This window comes from Streptomyces humi (genome assembly GCF_001005085.2).
Lineage (GTDB): Bacteria > Actinomycetota > Actinomycetes > Streptomycetales > Streptomycetaceae > Streptomyces > Streptomyces humi.
Genome location: NZ_LBMU02000034.1, coordinates 20,093 through 41,439, shown reverse-complemented (window position 1 = coordinate 41,439; position 21,347 = coordinate 20,093). Strand labels below are relative to the sequence as shown.

The window sequence follows — 21,347 nt, the reverse complement described above, 5'->3', positions numbered from 1 at the left end:
AACCGACCAACGGCGAAGTCGGACGGTATCGACGAGGAGCAGCCGGCGAACGGTGAGGTCGGGCGGTATCGCCGAGGGTGGGGCTATGCCGGGGTGCCTGCTGCTGGGGCTGGTTCTCGTTGGACCAGTTGGGGGCCCGTTTCCTCGTGTGCCGACGAGGACGGCTCGGCCGACGGCGGGTCCGTCGCCGGGGGCGGCGGCGGGGGCGAAGCCGGTGGTGGCGTGGGGGTGTCCGCCGGTGCCGTGGGGGACGCCGGGGCGCCCGTCGGGGGCCCGGCCGGCACCCCCGGCGCGGCGCTCTGCCCAGGCTGTGCCGTCGCGTCCGGTCCCGCGCTGCCGCCGCCCTCCCCGGACCGCGCGGACGCCGACGCCGACTCCCCCGGCTTCGGCTTCCCCGCGTGCCCCCGCTTACCGTCGGCCACCGCACCGCCGTACCCCGCGCCGCCCTCACCCGACACGCCGGGGCCGGCGCCTGCCCCGTCACCGCCCCGGTGCCCCGCCGAGTGCGACGGCTTGGCCTTCCCCGCGTCGTCGCCCACGTTCACACAGCCGGCGGCGGCCGCGACGGCCATCACCGTGACGGCCAGACGGACGGGTACGTTCAAGGGGCGCACGGCGGCCACCTCCGAGGGGAAGTAAGAAGTCGACCTGCCCAACTCCCGCCGCCCGCAAGAGGACACGCTGACCGCGCGCCGGGGACAAACGACCGAAGCATCGCCCCGCCGCCCGGCCCGCACCGCCCGCGGCACCGCCGCTCCCGAACCCGGCGCCCCCACACCCCTCCGCCCATGCGCCCGGTCCCTGACAATGGCCCTGTGCTGGAGATGACACGCGAATCGTTCGAGGAACTCGTCAGCCAGGCCCTGGACCGGATCCCCCCGGAGCTGACCCGGGTGATGGACAACGTGGCCGTGTTCGTCGAGGACGAGCCCCCCGCCGACGACCCCGACCTGCTGGGCCTGTACGAGGGCACCCCGCTCACCGACCGCGGCGAGTGGTACGCCGGTGTGCTCCCGGACCGGGTCTCCATCTACATGGGCCCGACGCTGCGCCACTGCGAGACCCCCGAGGACGTGGTGCACGAGGTCTCCGTGACCGTGATCCACGAGATCGCCCACCACTTCGGCATCAACGACGACCGCCTCCACGAACTCGGCTGGGGCTGAGCCGCACCCCGCGGGCAGGCAGGGAGCGAACCGTCGCATATCAGCTCCCGAGCCGGGGCATACGGCCCCAATGGCCCGCGCCCGAACCCGAGCCCAAGCCCGTCCGCCCGTCCTGGAACTCGACCCGCAGGCACACGAACCGCCCGCCTGGAGCCGCGTCCTCGGCCTGACGGCCGTCGTCCTCCTCGGCGCGTGGCTGGGCCTCCTGATCGTCGGGAACGTCCGCGCGCAGGTCGGCCCGATGGACACCACGATGACCCTGCGCCCGTCCCTCAGCGGGGGCACGAAGATCAACGTCTCCCCGCTGGGCGCCCTCTACCTGGACACCCACAACGGGCCGGTCCGTCTCGACGTCAATGTCGACCAGCTGGACCCGGTCCGCTCCCAGGCCCTCGTCGACCACCCCGAACGTCTCGCCGGCCTCCAGGACGAGGTCGCCCACGACGTCGAGCACGGCACCCTCGACCTCGCCGAACGCTCCTGCGTGGCCGTCGTCGCCGGCGCCACCGCCCTCGGCCTGGCGGTCTATCGCCGGCCCCGCCGCGCCCTGGCCGCCGGCGGCCTCGCCCTCGGTCTGCTCGCCACGTCCGGCGCGACCGCGTACGCCACCTGGAACCCGAACGCGGTCCTGGAGCCGAGGTTCTCCGGTCTGCTCTCCTCCGCCCCGGCCGTGGTCGGCAACGCGCGCAGCATCGTCACCGATTTCGACACCTACCAGAAGGAGCTGGCCCGCCTGGTGACGAACGTGACCAAGCTGTACGACGTCACGTCCACGCTCCCCGCCTATTCCCCGGATCCGGCCACCCTGCGGGTCCTGCACGTCTCCGACATCCATCTCAACCCGGCGAGCTGGAAGATCATCGCCTCGCTGGTGCAGCAGTACAAGGTGAACGTGATCGTCGACTCCGGCGACACCATGGACCACGGCACGGCCGCCGAGAACGGCTTCCTGGATCCGGTCGAGGACCTCGGCGTGCCCTATGTCTGGGTCCGCGGGAACCACGACTCCGCGGTCACCCAGCGGTACCTGGCCCGGATGAAGAACGTGCACGTCCTGGACGACGGCCGGGCCGAGACGGTCGCCGGGCTGCGGTTCGCCGGTATCGGCGATCCCCAGTTCACCCCCGACCGCTCCACCGTGCCGGGCGGCGACGCGGCCGAGGAGCAGGCCGGCGACCGCCTCGCCACGGCCCTGCGGGAGCAGCGGGCGGCCGGCACCCCGGTGGACGTGGCGATCGCGCACGAGCCGACCGCGGCCCGGATGACGGACGGCGAGGTTCCCCTGGTCCTGGCGGGCCACCTGCACCACGAGCAGACGGAGCTGCTGCCGCACGGCACCCGGCTGCGCGTGGAGGGCTCCACCGGCGGCAGCGGGCTGCGCGCGGTCGAGCGCAAGTACCCGGATCCCGTGGAGGCCTCGATCCTCTACTTCGACCGGGACACCCACCGCCTCCAGGCCTGGGACGAGATCAAACTGGGCGGTCTGGGCCAGACGACGGCCGAGGTCAGCCGCCACCTCCCGACCACCTGACCGATCAGCGGTTCCACCGGTCGTTCTCGTCGCCGTAAACCGTTTTGGCGATACTCCCCGCCATCCCATATGCTTCTCACGTCCCCGACGCGCTGAGAAGCGCCCAGGCGGGCCGATAGCCCTCATCGTCTAGCGGCCTAGGACGCCGCCCTTTCAAGGCGGTAGCACGGGTTCGAATCCCGTTGGGGGCACGCAAGATCGTGTGCGACACTGTTGCACACACAAGCTTGGTCCTGTGGAGCAGTTTGGAGTGCTCGCCACCCTGTCAAGGTGGAGGCCGCGGGTTCAAATCCCGTCAGGACCGCTGAGGTTTCACGTGAAACCTCGTGGCTGGGTAGCTCAGTTGGTACGAGCGATCGCCTGAAAAGCGATAGGTCGCCGGTTCGACCCCGGCCCCAGCCACAACAGACAGCCCCTCCGGAGTCCCGGAGGGGCTGTTCTCATGTGCTGCGGCCCCGCCGCCACTCCCGGCGGATCAGCTCGAGCTTGTCGTGGAAGTCGGGGTCCTCGAGGACGACCCCGGACGTGTAGGGGATGGGCAGCAGGAAAGAAGTGCCGTCGGTTCTGGTGACACCGATCTGCGTGATCGTGCCCCGGCGCCCCCGGCCCGGGAGCTCGTGGACGCTCTCGATGTCCGGCCAGGCCACCCGCCGCCTCCCCGTCATCCCACGCGTGCGCAGGCCCTGGGCGTCGATGCGCGTGACCCCCGTCGACATGCCGGCCAGCACCACGAACAGCACGGTCGGTGCCAGCCCCAGCACCAGCCACACGGGTACGGCCGTACCGATCCGGTGCTCGGCCAGGTCCCGGCCGGCATCCACCGTCACGGCCCCCGCCCAGGCCGCCATCAGCAGCGCCCATCCCCACATGACCAGGCGTTGTCTGCCCGTGTACCGAAAGACGGTCTCGCTCATACGCGCAGCCTGACAGCGCTCCGCCGCACGACTCCGATTTGGGCAGGACTGGAGCGGACCATGGCGTTCCTTTGCGGTCCGACGGCGACCACGGCGTCTTCCCGGCCGGCCCACCGCCCGGCCGCTTGGCCACCGGACCGCGTGACGCTACCTTCGGCGTCGTCGCAACGGATCAGAGGGATCACACGGACCAGGGGCGGGGACGATGAGCGGGGACCAGGACAGAGTCAGCCAGGACGTCGAGCTGGAGAAGAACCGTGCGCGCTACGGGCTGCTCGCCGTCGTCATCAGCAACCTCGCGATCGCCACGGTCGCGATGTTCGGCGTCTGGCAGCTCGACGGCGACACCTCGGTCATCATCGGCGTGCTCACCGCCGCGTTCACCGCGGTGAGCAGCATGACCACGGCCTACCTGGGGATCAAGGCCGTATCGAACACGGCGAAGTCGATCGCGTCCTCGGCGGCGGCCGCGGCAGCCGCACCCACGCCGGCCGCACCCGCTACGCCCACCACGGCCACCACGGACACCACGGACACCACGGCCACCACGCCTGTCACCCCCGCCACGGCCACCACGGCGGCCTCCCCCGCCCCCGCCGACACGGCCGCCCCGCCCGCGCAGCGCGGCCAGTAACCCGCCCCGCCCCTTCACCCGGCTGAACCCGGCTGAACCCGGCGGATCCCGGCGGATCCCGGCGGATCCCGGCGGATCCCGGCTGAACCGCCGGAGGCAAAAGCGTTCGCCATGAATTTCCCCGAGGTGAGATCCTGGACCGCGTATGTCTACGCATCCCGCTCCCGCCCTCGGCACTCTCGCCCCCCGCCTGACCGAGCTTTCGCTGCGCGACGCGCACCGGCTCGGGCGCAGGCTGGAAGGCGCGCGCAAGATCCGTAAGCCGGAGGCCCGCGCCGCCGTCCTCGCCGAGATCGAGGCAGAGGTGGCCAGGGCCGAGGAACGGATGGCCGGCCGGCGCGCCGTCGTGCCCGCCGTGTCGTACCCCGAGCAACTGCCCGTCAGCCAGAAGAAGGACGAGATCGCCGCCGCGATCCGCGACCACCAGGTCGTGATCGTGGCCGGTGAGACCGGTTCCGGCAAGACCACGCAGATCCCGAAGATCTGTCTGGAGCTGGGGCGGGGGGTGCGCGGCATGATCGGGCACACCCAGCCCCGTCGGATCGCCGCCCGTACCGTCGCCGAGCGCGTCGCCGAGGAACTGCGCACGCCCCTCGGGGAGTCCGTCGGCTGGAAGGTCCGCTTCACCGACCAGGTGAACCCGGACGCCACCTTCATCAAGCTGATGACGGACGGCATCCTGCTCGCCGAGATCCAGACCGACCGCGAGCTGCGCGCCTACGACACGATCATCATCGACGAGGCGCACGAGCGGTCCCTGAACATCGACTTCCTGCTCGGCTACCTGGCCCAGCTGCTGCCGAAGCGCCCGGACCTGAAGGTGGTCATCACCTCCGCCACCATCGACCCCGAGCGCTTCTCCCGGCACTTCGGTGACGCCCCGATCGTCGAGGTGAGCGGGCGGACGTACCCCGTGGAGGTGCGCTACCGCCCGCTCCTCGAAGAGGACTCCGAGGACGCCGACCGGGACCAGATCACCGCCATCTGCGACGCCGTGGAGGAACTCCAGGGCGAGGGAAAGGGCGACATCCTCGTCTTCCTCTCCGGCGAGCGGGAGATCCGGGACACGGCGGACGCGCTGGAGAAGAAGAAGTACCGGTTCACCGAGGTCCTCCCCCTCTACGCCCGGCTCTCGCACGCCGAGCAGCACCGGGTCTTCCAGCCGCACACCGGCCGCAGGATCGTGCTGGCGACCAACGTGGCCGAGACCTCCCTCACGGTCCCCGGCATCAAATACGTCATCGACCCCGGCTTCGCCCGGATCAGCCGCTACAGCCACCGCACCAAGGTGCAGCGGCTGCCCATCGAGCCGATCAGCCAGGCCAGCGCCAACCAGCGCAAGGGCCGCTGCGGCCGTACCTCCGACGGCATCTGCATCCGGTTGTACGACGAGGAGGACTTCCTCGGCCGGCCGGAGTTCACCGACGCCGAGATCCTGCGTACGAACCTCGCCTCCGTCATCCTCCAGATGACCGCGGCCGGCCTCGGCGACATCGAGAAGTTCCCCTTCATCGACCCGCCGGACCACCGCAACATCCGCGACGGCGTGCAGCTGCTCCAGGAGCTGGGCGCGCTGAACCCCGACGAGAAGGACGTCCGCAAGCGGCTCACCGACAGCGGCCGCAAGCTGGCCCAGCTGCCGGTCGACCCGCGGCTCGCGCGCATGGTGCTCGAGGCCGACAAGAACGGCTGTGTCCGCGAGGTCATGGTCATCGCCGCCGCGCTCTCCATCCAGGACCCGCGTGAACGCCCGGCCGACAAGCAGACCCAGGCCGACCAGCAGCACGCCCGCTTCCGGGACGAGACCAGCGACTTCCTCGCCTTCCTCAACCTGTGGCGGTACGTCAGGGAGCAGCAGAAGGAGCGCGGCTCCAGCTCCTTCCGGCGGATGTGCAAGCAGGAGTACCTGAACTTCCTGCGCATCCGCGAATGGCAGGACATCTACACGCAGCTGCGCACGGTCGCCAAGCAGATGGGCATCCACCTCAACGAGGAGGACGCCCCCGGCGACCGTGTGCACGTCTCCCTCCTGGCCGGTCTCCTCTCCCACATCGGGATGAAGGACGTGAAGGACGGCGCCAAGAACGAGTACCTGGGCGCGCGCAACGCCAAGTTCGCGATCTTCCCGGGCTCGGCGCTGTTCAAGAAGACGCCCCGGTTCGTGATGTCGGCCGAGCTGGTGGAGACCAGCAGGCTCTGGGCCCGGGTCAACGCGAAGATCGAGCCGGAGTGGGTGGAGCCCCTGGCCGGGCACCTCCTCAAGCGGACGTACAGCGAACCGCACTGGGAAAAGGACCAGGCGGCCGTGATGGCGTTCGAGAAGGTCACGCTGTACGGCGTGCCGATCGTCGCCGACCGCAAGGTGAACTACGGCCGGATCGACCCCGAGGTCAGCCGCGAGCTTTTCATCCGCAACGCCCTGGTGGAGGGTGACTGGCGCACCCACCACAAGTTCTTCGCCGACAACCGCAGGCTGCTGAGCGAGGTCGAGGAGCTCGAACACCGCGCCCGGCGCCGGGACATCGTCGTCGACGACGACACGCTCTTCGACTTCTACGACCAGCGGGTGCCCGAACACGTCGTCTCGGGCGCGCACTTCGACTCCTGGTGGAAGCACAAGCGGCACGAACAGCCGGAGTACCTGGACTTCGAGCGGGCGATGCTGATCCGGGAGTCGGCGGAGGCGGTCACCAAGGCCGACTACCCGGACTCCTGGCGGCAGGGGCAGCTCAAGTTCCGGGTGACCTACCAGTTCGAGCCGGGCGCGGACGCGGACGGCGTGACCGTCCACGTCCCGCTCCAGGTGCTCAACCAGGTCACGGACGAGGGCTTCGACTGGCAGATCCCGGGCCTGCGCGAAGAGGTGGTCACGGAGCTGATCCGCAGCCTCCCCAAGCCGATCCGCCGCAACTACGTGCCGGCGCCGAACTTCGCGAAGCGCTTCCTGGACACGGCCGTGCCTCTCCAGGAGCCCCTCACCACCACGATGGCCCGCGAACTGAAGCGGATGGTCGGCGTCCCCTTCGAGGCCGAGGACTTCGACTGGGCGAAGGTCCCGGACCATCTGAAGATCACGTTCCGGATCGTCGACGAGCGGCGCCGGAAGCTCGCCGAGGACAAGGACCTGGAGGCGCTGAAGCTCCGGCTGAAGCCGAAGGCGCGGCAGGCCCTGTCCCAGGCGGCCGCCGCCACCGCGTCCCGTGAGGGCGGCGAGTCCCTGGAACGCAAGGGCCTCACCGACTGGACGATCGGCGCGCTCACCCGCGTCTTCGAGACCCGTCGGGCGGGCCAGCCGGTCAAGGCCTACCCGGCCCTGGTCGACGACGGCGACACGGTCTCCGTACGCCTCTTCGACACCGAGGAGGAACAGACCGAGGCGATGTGGAAGGGCACGCGCCGGCTGATCCTGCGCAACATCCCGGTGAACCCGGCGAAGTTCGCCTCGGAGAAGCTGACGAACGCCCAGAAGCTCGCCCTGTCGGCCAACCCGCACGGCACGGTCCAGGCCCTGTTCGACGACTGCGCGACGGCCGCGGCCGACAAGCTGATCGCCGACTTCGGCGGGCCGGTGTGGGACGAGGAGTCGTACCGGAAGCTCTACGACAAGGTGCGCGCGGAGATCGTCGACACGACGGTCCGGACGGTCACGCAGGTGCAGCAGGTGCTCGCCGCCTGGCAGGCCTGTGAGCGCCGCCTGAAGGGCGTCCGGAGCCCCGCGCTGCTGGCCAACCTGACGGACGTCCGCAAGCAGCTGGACGCCCTCGTGAAGCCCGGCTTCGTGACCTGGGCCGGCATACGTCGGCTGCCCGACCTGATGCGCTACCTGGTCGCGGCGGACCGCCGCCTCCAGCAGATGCCGGCCAACGTCCAGCGGGACACCACCCGGATGGAGAAGGTCCACGAGATGCAGGACGAGTACGCCTGGCTCCTGGAGCAGCTCCCCCGTGGCCGTCCGGTGCCGCAACAGGTCCTGGACATCCGCTGGATGCTGGAGGAGCTCCGGGTCAGCTACTTCGCGCACGCGCTGGGCACGGCGTACCCGATCTCCGACAAGCGGATCGTGAAGGCGATCGACACGGCGGCTCCGTAACAGACCGAGCACGCTGAGTGAGTTCGACCAGCACCCTCACCCTCCTGTACAGTCCTTCTCGCAGCACAGCGCAGACAAAGTGCCGCGAAACCTGGTCCTGTGGAGCAGTTTGGAGTGCTCGCCACCCTGTCAAGGTGGAGGCCGCGGGTTCAAATCCCGTCAGGACCGCAACAAGAGGCCCGCATCCCACAAGGGAAGCGGGCCTCTGGCGTATCACCAGCACCAACCCCGCCCACCACCCCACCAGACCAGAGGCCGCGCCCGCGGCGCAGCCGCAATCAAATGCAGCAAATCCCGTCAGGACCGCAACAAGAGGCCCGCATCCCGCGAGGGAAGCGGGCCTCAGACGTAAGCGGGCCTCAGACGTATCACCAGCACCAACCCCACCCGCCACCCCACCAGACCAGAGGCCGCGCCCGCGGCGCAGCCGCGATCGGACTCGGCACATCCCGTCAGGACCGCGGCGGGAGGCCCGCGTGCCGCCGCGAGGGAAGCGGGTCTCCGATGTGTGATCCGTGCGGTTGCAGCGGAGGAAGCGGGCGTCTCACGTCTGTGAGCTGTGAGGTTTCCGCGAGGGGCGCGGGTCTCCCGGGTGTGGCCTGATCCCGGCGGGGCGCCGGCGGGAGCACGGGGCGTCGGGGCCGGGGTCTTTCGTGTGCGCCATTGACGGCGTCACATTCGGTCGGTACCCAGAAGAGAGGGCTCGCTCTCCTCGGCCCCCTCTGGAGGTGGCGTATGGCGGCTTCGGTGCGGCACGAGACGCGGGCCCTGCTGAGGGCTCATCTGGCGGCCGCCTCGTCGTACCGGCACCTGACCCGCCACTGTCCCGTCTGCCATCAGCTGCTGCGGCTGGCCATGGCCTCCACCCCACACGCCCCCGAGGCCCCCGAAGCCCCCGAGGAGGTCATGGAGGGCGAGGAGCCCGTCGGGGCGTGAGAGAGGCGCCGGGCCCAACAGCCGTTCCCCCGTGGGGTGGTGGCGCCCGCGACTCCATTAGCGCACCCGGGGCGGTACAAACAACCCGTGCGGTATGTGACGGGAGTCACCGCATGAGTTCCCGAAACGGCGGTACTTACCCCCCTCCTACAACTAGTCAATTTAATATGTGCAATTGCACCACCCTGTCGACCCCACCCCGGGCACCCTCTGGGCGCACGCACAGCGGATCCGACAGCCCTCCCCAGAGTGCGACAAGGCTGCTCACAGAGGCGCCGGTCAGGGTGGCCGAAGACGCCACAAGACGCCATCCGCGCACAAAAAAGATCGCGCTGGACCCGGCGGAGTCCAGCGCGATCTACGACGCACCCTGTGTCGCTTGCCTGTGAAGTTCTCGTCGGCCTGGGCGTGGGTCCTGTTGGGGCAGGTCCCGCGTCGCTTGGAGCTAGGGTTTCGGGCACCTCGGCCAGTTGGGGGACCGGTCGGTTTGCCCGCTATTCAGTTGGTCAGGCCTCGCTGCGCTGCTGCGGGATACCCGCGAGCAGGGCGCGGACCTCAGCCTCGCGGTAACGGCGGTGTCCGCCGAGCGTGCGAATCGACGTGAGCTTGCCGGCCTTCGCCCACCGCGTGACCGTCTTGGGGTCGACACGGAACATGGTGGCGACCTCAGCCGGGGTCAGCAGCGGCTCGGCATCAGGGGTGCGAGCGGTCATGAGCGGCCTCCTCGGGAGAACCGAACCTTCTCGGTTCTTTCCTCTAAATTCTGCACCTTGACCCGCGTTGCCCGAAATGGCGGACGCGAGTCGAGTCGGTTATAGGACGAACGGCTTGTCCTCGGCACTACAACTACACCATCTGTCCAGCCGCGTCGGCCAAACCGATGGAATTGCCCTCCCAGGTAGTCATCAGCCGCGGAAGCCGATGGACCATGCCATAGCGGACAGTCACGCCACTGTGACGATCAGTCACAGGACGATCAGGAGTCACCAGACCCCCCAAAGCACGTAATGCTGAGAATCCGCCCACAGTGCACCACACTTGGACGGAAGGAGCCTTCCCCGGACTCCTTGTCCTATTTTGGCACGAGGAGTGGCAAGAGGCGCAAGGGCCGCGTAAGTGCTATCCGTCACCCTTGGAATAAAAGCCCGGATCGGGCCCAACGTCCCGTGAGTTCACTGAAGTGCCGTCAAGGTACGTTGTTTCACAGCATCCGGGCCGTGACGTACGTCACTCATCACCCAGCCGTCATCCAGCTGTCACCCGGCCGCAAGCGCCGCCGGACGGCCCGCCGTCCAGTACGGATCACCGGGCGTCGCTGCTCAGACCGGCAGTCAGTTCGCCGACCGGCGGTCCCGCACCGCCCGCCACCGCTCCACCAGCCGCCCGTACGCCTCCCCGGCCGCGGCCCCGTCGCCCCGGCGCAGCGCCTCGACGCCCGCCGCCACGTCGGCCGCCGAATGGTCGTCCTCCAGATCACCGGCCGGCAGGGCGTGCACCAGTCCGCCGTAGTCCAGTTCGACCAGCGAGCGCGGGTGGAACTCCTCCAGCCAGCGGCCGACGTCCACCAGCCCGTCGATCAGCGGCCCTTCCTCGACGGTGTCCTTGAGCGTGCGCAGCGCCCGGGCCACCCGCCGCCGGGCCTGCACCATCGGCGTGCGGTAGCGCAGCATCGGCGGGATCTCCCCGGTGCCCTTCTCGTACCGCCGCTCCTCGTCGGAGACCAGCACGAACCAGTTCAGCGGCACCTGCCAGGTCGCCGTGCGGATCCAGGGCCGCGAGTCCGGGTTGCGGGCCCGCCAGCGCTCGTAGTCCACGGTGGCCTGGCGCCGCACCACCGGGGGCAGCATCGCGTCCAGGACCGGCTCGGGCAGCTCCTCGGGCAGCTCCTGGAGGGCCTGCCAACCGCGCAGCCGGGTCCGCCAGGGGCAGACGCACACGACACCGTCCACCTCGACCACGAACGCGTCGGCGCTCTCCTGCACCGGTACCGGGACCGGCGGGGTGGGCAGCAAGTCGGCCAGCGAGCGGCGCAGTTCGTCCTGATACGAGGGCCGGCCCGAGCGGCGGGCGTAGCGCGCCCAGTGGTCGCGCTCCGGCTCCGGGAAGGCGGCCAGCGGCTCGTACACACGCAGGTACGTCGCGTAGGGCACGACCACCGAGGACACCTTGGGCACGCCTGCTCCCTCCCCATCGGACCGGGCTCGAAACCAGCGGAACCCGCGGCGGAGCCGACCGGCGCCGACCGGGAAACCACAGCAAATCGTCCCATGCTCATGCGTGCGCACGCGGCACGGCAGAGTGATCCTGAACACTGCGCGGATGGCGGGCGGGCAATAGCTCTACGCTCGTGCCAGGCCCCCGCCACCCTTACGGGAGCCCCAGCTTCCACTCGCCGCGACCCAACCGGGAGTCACCACAGTGACCGACGTTTCCACCGGCGTCCTGCACACCCTGTTCCACTCGGACCAGGGCGGTCACGAGCAGGTCGTGCTCTGCCAGGACCGCAGAAGCGGTCTGAAGGCCGTCATCGCCATCCACTCCACCGCACTGGGCCCCGCCCTCGGCGGCACCCGCTTCTACCCCTACGCGAACGAGGAGGAGGCCGTCGCCGACGCCCTCAACCTCGCGCGCGGGATGTCGTACAAGAACGCCATGGCCGGGCTCGACCACGGCGGCGGCAAGGCCGTGATCATCGGGGATCCGGACCGGGACAAGTCCGAGGAGCTGCTGCTCGCCTACGGGCGTTTCGTGGCCTCGCTCGGCGGCCGGTACGTCACCGCCTGCGACGTCGGCACCTACGTCGCCGACATGGACGTGGTGGCCCGCGAGTGCCGCTGGACCACCGGCCGCTCCCCGGAGCACGGCGGCGCCGGCGACTCCTCCGTGCTCACCGCCTACGGCGTCTACCAGGGCATGCGGGCCAGCGCCCAGCACCTGTGGGGCGACCCGTCGCTGCGCGGCCGTACCGTCGGCATCGCGGGCGTCGGCAAGGTGGGTCACCACCTGGTGGAGCACCTTCTGGAGGAGGGCGCCCGGGTGGTCGTCACCGACGTCCGCCGGGAGGCCGTCGGCCGGATCTCCGACCGGCACCCGCAGGTGCGGGTCGCGGCCGACACCGAGGCCCTGATCCGCGTCGAGGGCCTCGACATCTACGCCCCCTGCGCGCTCGGCGGCGCGCTGAGCGACGAGTCCGTGCCGGTGCTGACCGCCGAGGTGGTGTGCGGCGCGGCCAACAACCAGCTCGCTCACCCGGGCGTCGAGAAGGACCTCGCCGACCGCGGGATCCTCTACGCGCCGGACTACGTGGTGAACGCCGGCGGGGTCATCCAGGTCGCCGACGAACTCCACGGGTTCGACTTCGACCGGTGCAAGGCCAAGGCGGCGAAGATCTTCGACACCACGCTGGCCATCTTCGCACGTGCGAAGGAAGACGGGATCCCGCCGGCCGCCGCGGCCGACCGGATCGCCGAACAGCGGATGCACGAAGCGAAAACGGCGGACGGCCGCTGATCGAACACCGGGTTTCCGGACGCGTTTTCGGTACCCGTCGGCGGACGGTTGGAGAGAACTCTCACGTTCGTCGGCGGGTCGCCCGCCAGGAAGTGGTTAAAATCGTCGTTGACCAGCGGGGACGGGGCGCCTCGCGGGTCACGGAGTCAGGCGCGTGGTGCGGGCGACGTACCGTATGGGCGCGGGCTCAGGTACCGTGGAAGCCCTACGGACCGGTCTCTCCGAGGAGAGCCCGTTCCGGATCATGAACGCGTGTCAGACTCTGGGGCCGTCGAGCCCCGTCACCGAGGGGGTCGAGCCATGGGGCGCGGCCGGGCCAAGGCCAAGCAGACGAAGGTCGCCCGCCAGCTGAAGTACAACAGCGGTGGGACTGATCTGTCACGTCTGGCCAGCGAGCTGGGCGCATCGACTTCGAGTCAGCCGCCGAACGGCGAGCCGTTCGAGGACGACGACGAGGACGACGACCCGTACGCCCAGTACGCGGATCTCTACAACGACGACGATGAGGACGAGGACGAGGACGATCAGTCCGGTCCGCACTCCCAGCATCGTCGCGGTGCTTGACTTCAGCGGCTGCTGAGCCGCTTCCACTTGCCCGGTCCGGGGTTTCCATGCCGGACCGGGTTTTGTGCTGACCCCGCAGGACGCCGCCCCGGACACCGCTCCCTGGACGCCCTTCTCTCGTGGCATCGCACCCCGGACGTCGCTCCCTCTGGGCATCGCACCCCGGACGTCGCTCCTCGGACGCCGGAGAGGCCGGGCCTATGCGTAGTCCCCGACCAGTTCGGCGCCCGTGGTGTGCTCGCCCCGCTCGGTGATCTCGCCGGCGACCCACGCCTCGACCCCGCGGTCGGCCAGCGCGGCCAGCGCCACGTCCACCGATTCCTGCGGGACGATCGCGATCATGCCGACACCCATGTTGAGCGTCTTCTCCAGTTCCAGCCGCTCGACGTCACCGGTGCGTCCCACCAGGTCGAAGATCGGGCCCGGGGTCCAGGTGGCGCGGTCGACGGTCGCGTGCAGGTGGTCCGGGATCACCCGGGCCAGGTTCGCCGCGAGTCCGCCGCCGGTCACATGGCTGAAGGCGTGCACCTCGGCGGTGCGCATCAGGGCCAGGCAGTCCAGCGAGTAGATCTTGGTCGGCTCCAGCAGCTCCTCGCCGAGGGTGCGGCCCAGCTCCTCGATGTGCGCGTCGAGGGCGAGGCCGGCCTGGTTCAGCAGCACGTGCCGGACCAGGGAGTACCCGTTCGAGTGAAGCCCGGAGGACGCCATGGCGATCACCGCGTCACCCGTACGGATACGATCCGCGCCGAGCAGCCGGTCGGCCTCCACCACGCCCGTACCGGCGCCCGCGACGTCGAAGTCGTCCGCGCCCAGCAGACCCGGGTGCTCGGCGGTCTCGCCGCCCACCAGGGCGCAGCCGGCCAGTACACAGCCCTCGGCGATGCCCTTGACGATCGCGGCGACCCGTTCGGGGTGGACCTTGCCGACGCAGATGTAGTCGGTCATGAACAGCGGCTCGGCGCCGCACACCACGATGTCGTCCATGACCATGGCGACCAGGTCGTGGCCGATGGTGTCGTAGACGCCCAACTGCCGGGCGATGTCCACCTTCGTGCCCACGCCGTCGGTCGCGGAGGCGAGCAGCGGACGCTCGTAGTTCTTCAGCGCGGAGGCGTCGAAGAGGCCGGCGAAGCCGCCGAGGCCGCCGAGGACCTCGGGGCGTTGCGTCTTCTTCACCCACTCCTTCATCAGCTCTACGGCGCGGTCGCCCGCCTCGATGTCGACACCGGCAGCCGCGTAGGAAGCACCGGGAACAGAGTTCTCAGACATTGCCTGGGATCTTTCGGGTTGGTTTCTACGAGGCTTACGGGCGACGGATCGCGTCGGCCGCGGCCGTGGCTGCCGGACCGGCCGCCAGCTCGGTCTCCAGGAGCTGCTTGCCGAGCAGCTCGGGGTCCGGGAGCGCCATCGGGTACTCGCCGTCGAAGCAGGCGCGGCACAGGTTCGGCTTGGCGATGGTGGTCGCCTCGATCATGCCGTCGATGGAGATGTACGCCAGGGAGTCGGCGCCGAGCGAGGTGCCGATCTCCTCGATGGTCATGCCGTTGGCGATGAGCTCGGCGCGGGTGGCGAAGTCGATGCCGAAGAAGCACGGCCACTTCACCGGCGGCGAGGAGATCCGGATGTGGACCTCGGCCGCGCCCGCCTCGCGGAGCATCCGCACCAGCGCGCGCTGGGTGTTGCCGCGGACGATCGAGTCGTCGACGACGACCAGCCGCTTGCCGCGGATGACTTCCTTCAGCGGGTTCAGCTTCAGACGGATGCCGAGCTGCCGGATGGTCTGCGAGGGCTGGATGAAGGTCCGGCCCACGTACGCGTTCTTGACCAGACCGTTGCCGAAGGGGATGCCGGAGGCCTCCGCGTACCCGATGGCGGCGGGGGTGCCGGACTCCGGGGTCGCTATCACCATGTCGGCGTCGACCGGGGCTTCCTTGGCGAGCATCCGGCCCATCTCCACGCGGGAGAGGTACACGTTCCGGCCGGCGATGTCGGTGTCGGGGCGGGCCAGGTACACGTACTCGAAGACACAGCCCTTGGGCTTCGCGTCCGCGAACCGGGAGGTGCGCAGGCCGTTCTCGTCGATGGCGACGAACTCGCCCGGCTCGATCTCGCGCACGAAGCTGGCGCCGCAGATGTCGAGCGCGGCGGACTCGGAGGCGACCACCCAGCCGCGCTCCAGGCGGCCGAGGACCAGCGGGCGGATGCCCTGCGGGTCGCGGGCGGCGTAGAGCGTGTGCTCGTCCATGAAGACGAGGGAGAAGGCGCCACGCACCTTCGGGAGGACCGCGTGGGCGGCCTCCTCGATGGTCAGCGGCTTGCCGTTCTCGTCGACCTGGGCCGCGAGCAGCGCGGTGAGCAGGTCGGTGTCGTTGGTGGCCGCGACGCGGGTGGAGCGGCCGTTGGAGTCCTTGGGGAGTTCGGCGACCATCTCGGCGAGCTGCGCCGTGTTGACCAGGTTGCCGTTGTGGCCGAGCGCGATGGAACCGTGCGCGGTGGCGCGGAACGTCGGCTGGGCGTTCTCCCACACGGAGGCCCCGGTGGTCGAGTAGCGGGCGTGTCCGACCGCGATATGACCCTGGAGGGAACCCAGGGAGGTCTCGTCGAAGACCTGGGAGACGAGTCCCATGTCCTTGAAGACGAGGATCTGGGAGCCGTTGCTGACCGCGATACCCGCGGACTCCTGGCCCCGATGCTGGAGGGCGTACAGCCCGAAGTACGTGAGCTTGGCGACCTCTTCACCGGGAGCCCAGACACCGAAGACGCCGCAAGCGTCCTGGGGGCCCTTCTCACCGGGGAGCAGATCGTGATTGAGGAGACCGTCACCACGTGGCACGACACCGAGTGTAGGCGAGATCGACCACTGGTCCGAATTGGGGATACCCGGCCGTAATGGATCTACGATCGCCGAGTCAGTCGTAGCTTTCTCCATTTTCGCAGGTCAGCGTGGTGGGACGATTCTCCAGGCGCGGCTCGTTCGTGCGGACCGGGGTCCGCGCAACCCCCTCACACCGTATCTCTGAGTGAGGTGTCGCACATGATTCGGGCGGCGGAGGTTCACTTCCTGGACAGCTGGACCCGGTCGCCACCGGCCGTGGTGAGGGTGAGCTTCGATCCCTCCGTCTTCATGGTCAGCGGTCCGGCGGTGAGCGTCCGCGCCAGTGCCCGCTCGAAGGTCATCCGTGCGTCGTCGCAGGCCATCCGGGTGGTGCGGGCATGGCTGAGCCGGATGAGGTCGTCGGTGACCTGGGCGGTCGCGCTGAACTGGTTGCAGCCGTAGCTGCCGGCGGCCCGGCCGTCCTCGAACTTCACATGGGCGTGCGCCGGGGCGTGCCGGGTGGTGCCGTCGACGGTCACGCTGTCGACGGTCCAGTCGATCCCGGTCACGGGCCGCGGGGTGCTCACGGAACCATCTTTCCCGCTCCCGCAGGCCACCGCGAGCGTGGCGAGCAGGGCGACGGCTGTCATGGTCGGGGTCCTGGGCCGCGTGCGCTGCTTGTACCCGTTCATGCCGGTTCGACGGAACCCACAGGGTGATCGGTTCCGTCAGCCCGTCAGGGGCAGGTACGGCCCGAGGTCCGCCCGCTCCCCGCTCGCGCTGACCTTGGCCTCCGCCACGGCCTCCTGCCACTCCAGCCGGCCGGTGGCCAGCCGGATCCAGGTCAGCGGGTCGGTCTCGACCACGTTCGGCGGGGTGCCCCGGGTGTGCCGCGGCCCCTCCACGCACTGCACCACGGCGTACGGCGGCACGCGCACCTCGGTGGAGCCGCCGGGCGCCTTCACCGCGAGGGCGTCGGCGAGCAGCCGGGTGCAGGCGGCCAGGGCCTGCCGGTCGTAGCGGACGTCGAGCGTGGGGACGGCCGCGTGGAGGTCGTCGGTGTGGACGACCAGTTCGACGGTACGGGTGACGAGGTAGTCGTCCAGGGACATCGCGCCGGCGCTGGTGGCGAGCAGCCGGGTGCCGGGATGCTCGGCGAGCAGGGCGCGGAAGCTCGCGTCGACGTCGGCGAGGTAGGCGTCGAGGTCGGGGTGGTCGGCGGCGAGCCGCCGGGTGAAGTCGGCGATGGCGGCCGAGTTGGCGGCGGTCCGGAACGGCCAGTCCAGCGGGGCCGCGTCCGCCCGCGCGGGCTCGGGCTCGGCCAGGGCCCGGTGCACGGCGGTGACCGCCATGCCGAGGTGGGCGACGAGTTCCCGTACGGTCCACTCGCCGAGCCGGGTGGGCAGGGCGAGCTGCTCGGGGGTGAGGACACGCACGGCGTCCCGCACGTTGGCGAGCTGGGCGAGGACCGCCGTACGGGTCCTGGCGGGGTCGTACGTCCGGGCGCGCTTCTTGGCGGGAGGCATGGCGGTGAGCGTATTCCCTGGGTCTGACAGGCGATCACCCGTGCGGGTGGTCAACGGCGAAACCGAGCCCCGCACCGCCGGATGCGGGCGACGCCGGCCTTCGCCTGGAAGGGGGTGCAACATGACTCGAAGTTCGGCGAGAAGGTGTCCGTGCCCGGTCCCATGGACATCGAGCTGGACACGGAGATCCTGGAGAACCACGTCCGGTGAGCCGAGAAGGCCCCGCCCGGAAGAACATCCGGGCGGGGCCTTCGTCGTTCCGTGGGCGGTTACGCCAGCAGGGCCTCGATCGTGCCCTCGTGGGCCTCGCGCAGTTCGGCCAGGGACAGCTCGAACTCGCCCTGGATCTCGACCGAGTCGCCGTCCACGACACCGATGCGGGCGACCGGCAGACCCCGGGCACCGCACATGTCGTTGAAGCGGACCTCCTCCGAGCGCGGCACCGCGACGACCGCGCGGCCCGCCGACTCGGAGAACAGGAAGGTGAACGCGTCCAGGCCGTCGGGTACGACCAGGCGCGCGCCCTTGCCGCCGAGCAGCGCCGACTCCACGACCGCCTGGACCAGACCGCCGTCGGACAGGTCGTGCGCGGAGTCGATCATGCCGTCGCGGGAGGCGGAGATCAGGATCTCGGCGAGCAGCCGCTCGCGCTCCAGGTCCACCTTCGGGGGCAGGCCGCCGAGGTGGTCGTGGACGACCTGGGACCAGGCCGAGCCGCCGAACTCCTCACGGGTGTCGCCGAGGAGGTAGAGCAGCTGCCCCTCCTCCTGGAAGGCGACCGGCGTGCGGCGGGCGACGTCGTCGATCACACCGAGGACCGCCACCACCGGGGTCGGGTGGATGGCCGCCTCGCCCGTCTGGTTGTAGAGGGAGACGTTGCCGCCGGTCACCGGGGTGCCGAGCTGCTGGCAGGCGTCGGCGAGACCGCGGATGGCCTCCGCGAACTGCCACATCACCGCCGGGTCCTCGGGCGAGCCGAAGTTCAGGCAGTCGGAGACGGCCAGCGGCTTCGCGCCCGTGGTCGCCACGTTCCGGTAGGCCTCCGAGAGCGCCAGCTGGGCGCCCGCGTACGGGTCCAGCTTGGCGTACCGGCCGTTGCCGTCGGTCGCGATGGCGACCCCGAGGCCGGTCTCCTCGTCGATGCGGATCATGCCGGAGTCCTCGGGCTGGGCGAGGACCGTGTTGCCCTGCACGAAGTGGTCGTACTGCGAGGTGATCCACTTCTTCGAGGCCTGGTTCGGGGAGCCGACCAGCTTCAGGACCTGGTCCTTCAGCTCCTCGGCCGTCGCGGGCCTGGGCAGCTTGTTCGCGTCGTCCGCCTGGAGCTCGTCCTGCCAGGACGGGCGGGCGTACGGGCGCTCGTAGACCGGGCCGTCGTGCGCGACCGTGCGCGGGTCGACGTCCACGATCTTCTCGCCGTGCCAGAAGATCTCCAGCCGGTCGCCGTCGGTCACCTCACCGATGACGGTGGCGATGACGTCCCACTTCTCGCAGATCTCCAGGAAGCGGGCGACCTTCGCGGGCTCGACCACCGCGCACATGCGCTCCTGCGACTCGCTCATGAGGATCTCCTCGGGCGAGAGCGTGGAGTCGCGCAGCGGGACGTCGTCCAGGGTGACGGTCATGCCGCCGGAGCCGTTCGACGCCAGTTCGGAGGTGGCGCAGGACAGGCCTGCCGCCCCGAGGTCCTGGATACCGACGACCAGCTTCTCCCGGAACGCCTCCAGGGTGCACTCGATGAGGAGCTTCTCCTGGAAGGGGTCGCCGACCTGGACGGCGGGGCGCTTCGACGGCTTGGCGTCGTCGAAGGTCTCGGAGGCCAGGATGGAGGCGCCGCCGATGCCGTCGCCGCCGGTCCGGGCGCCGTACAGGATGACCTGGTTGCCGGCGCCGGAGGCCTTCGCGAGGTGGATGTCCTCGTGCCGCATGACGCCGATGGCACCGGCGTTGACCAGCGGGTTGCCCTGGTAGCAGGCGTCGAAGACGACCTCGCCTCCGATGTTCGGCAGGCCCAGGCAGTTGCCGTAGCCGCCGATGCCGGCGACGACGCCGGGCAGCACGCGCTTGGTGTCGGGGTGGTCGGCCGCGCCGAACCGCAGCGGGTCCACGACCGCGACCGGCCGCGCGCCCATCGCGATGATGTCGCGGACGATGCCGCCGACACCGGTCGCGGCGCCCTGGTAGGGCTCGACGTACGACGGGTGGTTGTGCGACTCGACCTTGAAGGTGACCGCGTAGCCCTGGCCGACGTCGACCACGCCCGCGTTCTCGCCGATGCCGACGAGCAGCGCGTCCGACTGCGGGGCCTTCTCGCCGAACTGGCGGAGGTGGACCTTGGAGGACTTGTACGAGCAGTGCTCGGACCACATGACCGAGTACATGGCGAGCTCGGCGCCGGTCGGGCGGCGGCCGAGGATCTCCACCACCCGCTCGTACTCGTCCTTCTTCAGACCGAGTTCGGCCCAGGGCAGCTCGACGTCGGGGGTCGCGGCCGCGTGCTCGACCGTGTCCAGAGGCGTCCGGCTCATGCGCCCACCAGCTTCTTGAGGATCGAGGTGAAGAACGGGAGACCGTCGGTGCGGCCGGAACCGATCAACGGCTCGACGGCGTGCTCCGGGTGCGGCATGAGGCCCACCACGTTGCCGGCCTCGTTGGTGATGCCGGCGATGTCGCGGAGCGAGCCGTTCGGGTTGAAGTCGACGTACCGGAACGCCACGCGGCCCTCGGCTTCCAGCTTGTCGAGCGTGTACTCGTCCGCGACGTACCGGCCGTCCATGTTCTTCAGCGGGATGTGGATCTCCTGGCCCGCGGAGTAGTCCGTCGTCCAGGCGCTGGAGGTGTTCTCCACCCGCAGCTTCTGGTCCCGGCAGATGAAGTGGAGGTGGTCGTTGCCGAGCATCCCGCCGGGGAGCAGGTGGGCCTCGGTGAGGACCTGGAAGCCGTTGCAGATTCCGAGGACCGGGAGGCCGGCCTTCGCCTGCTCGATGACGGTCTCCATGACCGGCGAGAAGCGGGAGATGGCGCCGGCCCGCAGATAGTCGCCGTAGGAGAAACCGCCCGGAAGGACCACCGCGTCGACCTGGTGGAGGTCCTTGTCCTTGTGCCAGAGGGCGACCGGTTCGGCGCCCGCGAGGCGGATCGCACGCTGTGTGTCCCGGTCGTCGAGACTTCCCGGGAAAGTGACGACGCCAATACGAGCGGTCACTTCGCCGCCTCCGCGACTTCCTCCACCTTGACGGTGAAGTCCTCGATCACGGTGTTGGCGAGGAAGGATTCCGCAAGATCGTGGATGCGGGCGAGCGCGGCCTCGTCGACCGGCCCGTCAACTTCCAGTTCGAATCGCTTTCCCTGACGTACATCGGAGATGCCTTCGAAACCCAGGCGCGGCAGCGCACGCTGGACCGCCTGGCCCTGGGGGTCGAGGATCTCCGGCTTGAGCATGACGTCGACTACGACGCGTGCCACTGGCACTCCCGGTGTGTGGTGCTGAGCTGGTTCCTTCAGACTACCCGTACCAAATTTCTACGCGGGTAGAGTTGGAGGAAACTACGTGAGCCGCGTCACGATCGGGTGACAGCGGGGGATCCACACGAAAAGTTCTGGGAAAGTTCCCCGGGTTCGCCCGCAACATCTATTGCGCGTGTGACACGCGGCGGATTTA

The 21,347-nt window shown here is 69.9% G+C and carries 17 protein-coding genes and 4 tRNA genes; 11 read left to right on the top strand and 10 right to left on the bottom strand.

Annotated elements, in window-relative coordinates:
- Positions 1–815 precede the first annotated feature (815 nt).
- The 5 genes from AAW13_RS15650 (at position 816) to AAW13_RS15630 (ending at position 3,099) form a co-directional block, all read left to right on the top strand.
- Complete coding sequence (locus tag AAW13_RS15650; protein WP_046733699.1) at positions 816–1,166, top strand: metallopeptidase family protein; 351 nt, start codon at positions 816–818, stop codon at positions 1,164–1,166.
- Between the two features lie 70 nt (positions 1,167–1,236).
- A complete protein-coding gene (locus AAW13_RS15645; RefSeq protein ID WP_046733698.1) occupies positions 1,237–2,697 on the top strand; it encodes a metallophosphoesterase family protein in 1,461 nt (486 codons plus the stop codon).
- A gap of 118 nt (positions 2,698–2,815) precedes the next feature.
- Positions 2,816–2,888, top strand: a tRNA-Glu gene (locus tag AAW13_RS15640).
- A 38-nt stretch (positions 2,889–2,926) separates the two neighbouring features.
- Positions 2,927–3,001: transfer RNA gene (locus AAW13_RS15635), tRNA-Asp, on the top strand.
- Positions 3,002–3,025: 24 nt separating this feature from the next.
- Positions 3,026–3,099 (top strand) — tRNA-Phe (locus AAW13_RS15630).
- A 38-nt stretch (positions 3,100–3,137) separates the two neighbouring features.
- Here AAW13_RS15630 and AAW13_RS15625 read toward each other — a convergent pair.
- On the bottom strand, positions 3,138–3,611 hold the full coding sequence (locus AAW13_RS15625) for a PH domain-containing protein (protein ID WP_046733697.1): 474 nt from the start codon (positions 3,609–3,611) through the stop codon (positions 3,138–3,140).
- Positions 3,612–3,816: 205 nt separating this feature from the next.
- Here AAW13_RS15625 and AAW13_RS47770 point away from each other — a divergent pair, with 205 nt between their 5' ends.
- From AAW13_RS47770 to AAW13_RS15605, 4 genes are all read left to right on the top strand, one after another.
- The gene (locus AAW13_RS47770) at positions 3,817–4,245 is read left to right on the top strand and encodes a hypothetical protein (RefSeq protein WP_240528631.1); all 429 of its coding nucleotides are present in this window, start codon (positions 3,817–3,819) and stop codon (positions 4,243–4,245) included.
- A 145-nt stretch (positions 4,246–4,390) separates the two neighbouring features.
- Positions 4,391–8,335 (top strand): ATP-dependent RNA helicase HrpA, encoded by a 3,945-nt coding sequence (gene hrpA, locus AAW13_RS15615; RefSeq protein WP_046733696.1) that lies wholly within the window; start codon positions 4,391–4,393, stop codon positions 8,333–8,335.
- 93 nt (positions 8,336–8,428) lie between these two features.
- Positions 8,429–8,503: transfer RNA gene (locus tag AAW13_RS15610), tRNA-Asp, on the top strand.
- 567 nt (positions 8,504–9,070) lie between these two features.
- Positions 9,071–9,271: a DUF6274 family protein gene (locus AAW13_RS15605; RefSeq protein WP_046733695.1), complete on the top strand. Its 201-nt coding sequence runs from the start codon at positions 9,071–9,073 to the stop codon at positions 9,269–9,271.
- Between the two features lie 506 nt (positions 9,272–9,777).
- Here the strand turns inward: AAW13_RS15605 and bldC are convergent.
- Together bldC and AAW13_RS15595 are read right to left on the bottom strand one after the other, a co-directional pair.
- On the bottom strand, positions 9,778–9,984 hold the full coding sequence (gene bldC / locus AAW13_RS15600; RefSeq protein WP_003949541.1) for a developmental transcriptional regulator BldC: 207 nt from the start codon (positions 9,982–9,984) through the stop codon (positions 9,778–9,780).
- 618 nt (positions 9,985–10,602) lie between these two features.
- The gene (locus tag AAW13_RS15595) at positions 10,603–11,445 is read right to left on the bottom strand and encodes a DUF8083 family protein (protein WP_046733694.1); all 843 of its coding nucleotides are present in this window, start codon (positions 11,443–11,445) and stop codon (positions 10,603–10,605) included.
- 244 nt (positions 11,446–11,689) lie between these two features.
- Between AAW13_RS15595 and AAW13_RS15590 the strand changes: the two genes are divergently transcribed.
- Both AAW13_RS15590 and AAW13_RS15585 read left to right on the top strand, forming a co-directional pair.
- Entirely contained in the window at positions 11,690–12,781 is a 1,092-nt protein-coding gene (locus AAW13_RS15590; protein WP_046733693.1) for a Leu/Phe/Val dehydrogenase, read from the top strand.
- Between the two features lie 300 nt (positions 12,782–13,081).
- On the top strand, positions 13,082–13,345 hold the full coding sequence (locus AAW13_RS15585) for a DUF3073 domain-containing protein (protein ID WP_046733692.1): 264 nt from the start codon (positions 13,082–13,084) through the stop codon (positions 13,343–13,345).
- Between the two features lie 198 nt (positions 13,346–13,543).
- Here AAW13_RS15585 and purM read toward each other — a convergent pair whose 3' ends face one another.
- From purM to purS, 7 genes are all read right to left on the bottom strand, one after another.
- A complete protein-coding gene (gene purM, locus AAW13_RS15580) occupies positions 13,544–14,614 on the bottom strand; it encodes a phosphoribosylformylglycinamidine cyclo-ligase (protein WP_046733691.1) in 1,071 nt (356 codons plus the stop codon).
- A gap of 34 nt (positions 14,615–14,648) precedes the next feature.
- Complete coding sequence (gene purF / locus AAW13_RS15575; protein WP_046733690.1) at positions 14,649–16,178, bottom strand: amidophosphoribosyltransferase; 1,530 nt, start codon at positions 16,176–16,178, stop codon at positions 14,649–14,651.
- A 221-nt stretch (positions 16,179–16,399) separates the two neighbouring features.
- A complete protein-coding gene (locus tag AAW13_RS15570; protein ID WP_240528629.1) occupies positions 16,400–16,810 on the bottom strand; it encodes an META domain-containing protein in 411 nt (136 codons plus the stop codon).
- A gap of 78 nt (positions 16,811–16,888) precedes the next feature.
- Positions 16,889–17,686, bottom strand: coding sequence for a maleylpyruvate isomerase family mycothiol-dependent enzyme (locus tag AAW13_RS15565; protein WP_046733688.1), 798 nt, complete (start codon positions 17,684–17,686; stop codon positions 16,889–16,891).
- Between the two features lie 269 nt (positions 17,687–17,955).
- The gene (purL, locus tag AAW13_RS15560; protein ID WP_046733687.1) at positions 17,956–20,214 is read right to left on the bottom strand and encodes a phosphoribosylformylglycinamidine synthase subunit PurL; all 2,259 of its coding nucleotides are present in this window, start codon (positions 20,212–20,214) and stop codon (positions 17,956–17,958) included.
- The gene (purQ, locus tag AAW13_RS15555) at positions 20,211–20,891 is read right to left on the bottom strand and encodes a phosphoribosylformylglycinamidine synthase subunit PurQ (RefSeq protein ID WP_046733686.1); all 681 of its coding nucleotides are present in this window, start codon (positions 20,889–20,891) and stop codon (positions 20,211–20,213) included. Before purQ ends, purL begins: the two co-directional genes overlap by 4 nt.
- Positions 20,888–21,151, bottom strand: a complete 264-nt coding sequence (gene purS / locus AAW13_RS15550; protein WP_015659417.1) for a phosphoribosylformylglycinamidine synthase subunit PurS — start codon at positions 21,149–21,151, stop codon at positions 20,888–20,890. Before purS ends, purQ begins: the two co-directional genes overlap by 4 nt.
- Between the last annotated feature and the right edge of the window lie 196 nt (positions 21,152–21,347).

Coding starts and splice junctions, on each gene's coding strand:
- AAW13_RS15645 (WP_046733698.1), top strand. CDS start 1,237: ATGGCCCGCGCCCGAACCCGAGCCCAAGCCCGTCCGCCCGTCCTGGAA.
- AAW13_RS15625 (WP_046733697.1), bottom strand. CDS start 3,611: ATGAGCGAGACCGTCTTTCGGTACACGGGCAGACAACGCCTGGTCATG.
- AAW13_RS47770 (WP_240528631.1), top strand. CDS start 3,817: ATGAGCGGGGACCAGGACAGAGTCAGCCAGGACGTCGAGCTGGAGAAG.
- hrpA (WP_046733696.1), top strand. CDS start 4,391: ATGTCTACGCATCCCGCTCCCGCCCTCGGCACTCTCGCCCCCCGCCTG.
- AAW13_RS15605 (WP_046733695.1), top strand. CDS start 9,071: ATGGCGGCTTCGGTGCGGCACGAGACGCGGGCCCTGCTGAGGGCTCAT.
- bldC (WP_003949541.1), bottom strand. CDS start 9,984: ATGACCGCTCGCACCCCTGATGCCGAGCCGCTGCTGACCCCGGCTGAG.
- AAW13_RS15585 (WP_046733692.1), top strand. CDS start 13,082: ATGGGGCGCGGCCGGGCCAAGGCCAAGCAGACGAAGGTCGCCCGCCAG.
- purM (WP_046733691.1), bottom strand. CDS start 14,614: ATGTCTGAGAACTCTGTTCCCGGTGCTTCCTACGCGGCTGCCGGTGTC.
- AAW13_RS15570 (WP_240528629.1), bottom strand. CDS start 16,810: ATGACAGCCGTCGCCCTGCTCGCCACGCTCGCGGTGGCCTGCGGGAGC.
- AAW13_RS15565 (WP_046733688.1), bottom strand. CDS start 17,686: ATGCCTCCCGCCAAGAAGCGCGCCCGGACGTACGACCCCGCCAGGACC.
- purL (WP_046733687.1), bottom strand. CDS start 20,214: ATGAGCCGGACGCCTCTGGACACGGTCGAGCACGCGGCCGCGACCCCC.